This window comes from Thalassospira sp. UBA848 (assembly GCF_002295455.1).
GTDB lineage: Bacteria > Pseudomonadota > Alphaproteobacteria > Rhodospirillales > Thalassospiraceae > Thalassospira.
Genome location: NZ_DBGS01000122.1, coordinates 1 through 3,647 on the forward strand (window position 1 = coordinate 1; position 3,647 = coordinate 3,647).

4 protein-coding genes are annotated in these 3,647 nt (G+C 49.1%); 1 reads left to right on the forward strand and 3 read right to left on the reverse strand.

The features are described from left to right. The 3 genes from B2R48_RS16935 to B2R48_RS16945 form a co-directional block, all read right to left on the reverse strand. The coding region (locus B2R48_RS16935) for a substrate-binding periplasmic protein (RefSeq protein ID WP_297002838.1) at nt 1-715 on the reverse strand (715 nt) is incomplete at its 3' end. A gap of 164 nt (nt 716-879) precedes the next feature. Further along, entirely contained in the window at nt 880-1,635 is a 756-nt protein-coding gene (locus B2R48_RS16940) for an amino acid ABC transporter ATP-binding protein (RefSeq protein WP_297002843.1), read from the reverse strand. Nucleotides 1,636-1,659: 24 nt separating this feature from the next. After that, complete coding sequence (locus B2R48_RS16945) at nt 1,660-2,346, reverse strand: UTRA domain-containing protein (RefSeq protein WP_297002846.1); 687 nt, start codon at nt 2,344-2,346, stop codon at nt 1,660-1,662. Nucleotides 2,347-2,427: 81 nt separating this feature from the next. On the opposite strand from B2R48_RS16945, the gene serB reads away from it, so the two are divergent. Next, nucleotides 2,428-3,453, forward strand: coding sequence for a phosphoserine phosphatase SerB (gene serB, locus B2R48_RS16950; RefSeq protein ID WP_297002849.1), 1,026 nt, complete (start codon nt 2,428-2,430; stop codon nt 3,451-3,453). Nucleotides 3,454-3,647 lie beyond the last annotated feature (194 nt).

Here is a 3,647-nt window from a genome sequence, read left to right on the forward strand (position 1 = left end):
TGAAATAATTGTCCATCCAGCGTAACAAATGATGCTCGTCCGGGCGGGTGGCAAAACTCAGTGGCCAACGTTTCGGTGCCCCGTCGAGTATCTTGAAATCCGAGTATTCGACCATATAACCTGCTGCCGATGCGATGTCGTTGATACCAGCGTCGGCGCGGTCGGCTGCAACTGCCTGTGCCACTGCCGGGCCTCCTCCAGCGAACTCCTTGATGTTCGAATCAGGACACTTCTTCTTTAACAAACCGACGTTGCTACTTCCCTGAACAACGCCGATGGAGACCCCTTTCTTGCAGGCATCCTGCCATTTCGTGAACGGCTGTTTCTTTTTCGAATACAGAACCACATCGCTATACAAGTATGGCTCGGTGAAACTCAAGACCAGTGTTCGCTTGGCATTGGGTGTCATGTCTGCGGCCAGGAAATCTGCCTTTCCCGAATTGACGGCAGGGATTAGCCCCTTCCAATCGTAATCGAGAAGTTTGAGTTCTACACCCATGTCCTTAGCCATCATCTTGACAACCTCAATGGCGAACCCGGTACGCTCACCGTTTTTATCGACAAAGCTCACTGGTGGTCCCTGCGTCTGAACGGCGACGCGCAGTTCGCCGCGCTTGACGATGTCTTTCAATACGTCAGCTGACGCCGATTGGGCAAGTACACTCAAACCGAGCGCACAAAGCACCAATCCCAACAGTTTGCTGATTTTCTTCATTCCTCTCATATCCCAATCTCCTTTTGATTGTTTACTGACCATTCGCTCCCTTGGTAGGTGGCACCTTAGCCACCTATAGTAAGGGCGTGTCTGACATTATTGCCAGATCTTCGGAAATTATATACTAGATAGATTTCTTGGTCAATACCAAAAATGAATATTCTCTAAATAATCTGGCTTAGAAACAATTGTGTCCGTTTATGTTGCGGATTATCGAAGACCATCTCTGGAGTGCCTTCCTCAATGATCTCTCCACCGTCCATGAAGATAACTCGGTCGGCTGCCTCGCGGGCGAAACCCATCTCGTGGGTAACAACCACCATGGTTGTTCCATCGGCTGCCAATTCCTTCATCAAGTCGAGAACGCCGCTGATAGTTTCCGGGTCGAGCGCCGATGTCACCTCGTCGAACAGCATGACCTTGGGTGTCATGGCCAGCGAGCGGGCGATGGCGACGCGTTGTTGCTGTCCGCCGGAAAGCTCGCTTGGGTAGCTATCCTCCTTTTCGCCGATACCGACCCGCTCTAGCAGCCGTCGACCGCTCTCTTCGGCTTTACCCCGCGAGCGCTTGAGAACGACCATTTGCGGCATGGTGATGTTCTCCAGCGCCGTTTTATGCTGGAACAGGTTGAAGTGTTGGAAGACCATTCCGACTCCCTGGCGTAAACGGTTGAGGTCGGTCTTGGGATCGGTCAGTTTAACGCCGTCGATGACGATGGAACCACTGTCGATTGGCTGCAATCCGTTAAGCGCCCGCAGAAACGTGCTCTTGCCTGAACCGCTTGGCCCGATGACGACCAGAACCTCTCTCTTTTCGACGTGGTTGGTGACGTGTTTCAGCGCATGTACAGGCGCGTGTTTTGGGATTTTGAATGTTTTGCAGATATCCTTGACCACGACGATCGGTGTTTGGTTCAGCATTATGTGTTTCCTCCTTGTTTGTCCTTATCCGTTTGTCTCTTCTTCAAGGTTTCCTACCGTCGAGACACAGATATCGATTGCGTCGTGACGCCAGAATTCCTGATCAAACTCAACTACCTCTTTTAACTGATCGAGAATAGTCCGAGAGAGGTAAAGACTAGGTGTTCCTACGGATGCTCCAAGTGCTTTTGCCGGTTGATCCGATAGCGCCGTCGGACGCATACTGATCTGTGTCCGATGCTCAATAATTCCGAATTTTTCCAACATCAAATCAGTCATCGATTGATCAAGCGGGTAATCTAGAAGACCAGGACAACGTTTCGCCTTGACGTGAATTTGTTCGACCATTACCGCTCGCCCATCTACCGACCGCAGGCGACTGATGATAAAGATGGGGACGCCGACAGCACAGCGCAGAAGGTTGCTTATCCACTTTGAAGCAGCAACCTGTTGTTTGGACAGGACAGTTGTGCCAGCAACTCGTCCCTGTTTGGTAATACTTTCGGTAAAGCTGGTGTTAGCGGTCGGATCATAACGGATCCGGGGAGGGGAGACGAACCAACCACGTCGTTCCTCACGAAAGATCAAGCCCTCAGCCTCCATCCGTATAAGTGCCTGACGTACTGTAACCCTGCTGATTTCAAATTCTTCAGCCAAAGTCCTTTCCGGTGGAAGTTTGCTTCCCGGAGCCAGTGTCTGCGCTTCAATCATTGATGCAAAATGATCTCGGAAATGCATATGGTACGGGATTTTGCGATCCCACGATTTGCGAGTTTCATTTGGTATTGACCAATGAATGATTTGTGGTATAGTCAAAGCTCTATTCATTACTTAATTCTACGTTTATCGGTCTCACATGTCAACATGCAGTGGGCAAGACGGTTCGAAGAACATGGCAAAGACGAAATCGGTAATAATTTCATGACTTCTTGTGTACTAACTCTAATCAGTAATGCAAAATCACTCCCCCTGGAACCTGTTCATATTGCACGAGTCTGTCAGCATTTTGTGACAACAGGCAAAACAGACTGGCTGGCTGAAAGTGAGGCTTGCGACATTTTCATTGAATCTCCCCTTTCAACCACTGACATAACTAAACAAGCCCGGGATATCTTATCTGAGACGGCAATCGACACGGTGTGCACGTCCATCAAGGATCGGCGAAAGAAACTTCTCATTTCCGACATGGACTCCACGATCATTGACCAAGAATGCATTGATGAACTGGGTGATGCCATCGGCCTTGGTCCTCAGATCAGCGAAATCACCTCAGCACTAGTGCAAGGAGAGATCAGCGTTGCCGATGCCATGCGAAAACGCTTGGAATTGATGAAAGGCATGGAACACCACTTGCTGAATAGCGTCTATAAGGAACGAATCACTCTGAAAACGGGAGCACGCACGCTTGTTCAAACCATGCGTCGTTACGGGGCATTTTGCATTCTCGTTTCCGGCGGGTTTACGTTTTTCACACGTCGTATCGCCGAACGCATTGGGTTTCACGACCATTATGGAAACAAGTTGGTGTTTAAGGACGAGAAGCTGACTGGGGAAATCCAGAAGCCTATTCTCGGGCGATCCGCGAAACTGAATACCTTGACGAGTATCTGCTATGAAAAAGGCTTGGAGCCTTCCGAAGCGCTCGCGGTCGGTGACGGGGCGAACGATATCGAAATGATTAAAGCAGCTGGACTCGGCGTAGCCTTCCATAATTCTGGCAGCTTAAGAAAATATGCAAATACCTGCATCGATCATGGCGATCTGACGGCTCTTTTGTATATCCAAGGGTTCCGCAAGTCGGAATTCGTCCTTTCTTAATATGGTTCGTTATTGGGGATGGTGACTGAGGCGTGATTTTTCATTCATCATCCATTTGATTATTGTTTCATTCTCTCTCGACCAGATATTCCTACTGGTCATATATTCTCGTTAATTTATTGATTGTCTGACTGTGAAGAATTAGTGGGGGTTACTTACAAGGGATGATTGGGGAGGAAGATTATTGAGAGTAG